This window comes from Bradyrhizobium sp. P2_E8 (assembly GCF_056403875.1).
Genome location: NZ_JBFUES010001579.1, coordinates 1 through 1,083 on the forward strand (window position 1 = coordinate 1; position 1,083 = coordinate 1,083).

Below are 1,083 nucleotides of genomic sequence, written 5' to 3' on the forward strand. Positions count from 1 at the left end.
CCTCCTGGGTGCCGCGGGCGGCCTCCTGGACGCTGCGGGCGATCTCCTTGGTCGCCGAGCCCTGTTCCTCGATCGCCGCGGCAATCGCGGTGCCGATCTGGTCGATCTCGCCGATGACGTCGGCGACGTTGCGGATCGCGGCCACGGTCTCGTCGCTCGCGGACTGGATCGCTGTGATCTGCTCGGAGATTTCGGTCGTGGCCTTGGCGGTCTGGCCGGCCAGCGATTTCACTTCCGACGCGACCACGGCAAAGCCGCGGCCGGCGTCGCCGGCACGGGCGGCTTCGATGGTTGCGTTCAGCGCCAAGAGATTGGTCTGCTCGGCAATGCTCTGGATCAGGGTGACGACGTCGCCGATCTTCTGCGCGCCCTCGGCGAGCGCACGTGCCGTGTCGCCGGTGCGGCGGGCATTGTCGACGGCGCGGGCCGYGATCTCGGTGCTTTGTGCGACCTGACGGCCGATCTCCGCGATCGAGGAGGTCAGCTCTTCGGTGGCGCTGGCGACCGTCTGCACGTTGGTCGAGGTCTGCTCGGAGGCGGCAGCGACGACCGCGGCCTGGCTGTTGGTCTGGGCCGCCGTCGAGGTCATCGACTGCGCCGTGCTCTCCATGGTGGAGGAGGCCCGGGACAGGCCGCCGACGAGTTCGGTGATCTTGGCCTCGAAGGCGCGGGTGAGTTCGTCGAGCGCGTGGGCGCGGCGCATCTTGCCGTCGTTCTCGGCCTGCTTCTCGGCCGCGAGCCGGTCGGCCCGGATCATGTTGTCCTTGAACACCTGGACGGCCGCGGCCATCGCCCCGATCTCGTCGGAGCGCTCGGCGCCCGGGATCTCCTCGGCAACGTCGCCATCGGCCAGTCGCGACATCCGCGTCGTGAGGTCGACGATCGGCGCGCAGACGCGGCGGCGGACGGTCACGACGAGGCCGACGCTCGCGATCAGCACGGCAACGAGGCCCGCGAGCGCGATTGTGAAGCTGGTGCGCGCGGCCGAAGAGGCGCCGGCGAGGATCTGCTCGGCATTGTCGTAGAACGCGTCGCGGACCTCGATGATGGTGCTGAGGCCGCGCTGCGTGGCGGCGTAATAGG

At 69.9% G+C, this 1,083-nt stretch carries 1 protein-coding gene; it reads right to left on the reverse strand.

Annotated elements, in window-relative coordinates; translation table 11 throughout:
- A partial coding sequence (locus tag AC1D00_RS42435) for a methyl-accepting chemotaxis protein (RefSeq protein WP_477014823.1) occupies window positions 1-1,083 on the reverse strand: 1,083 nt, incomplete at both ends.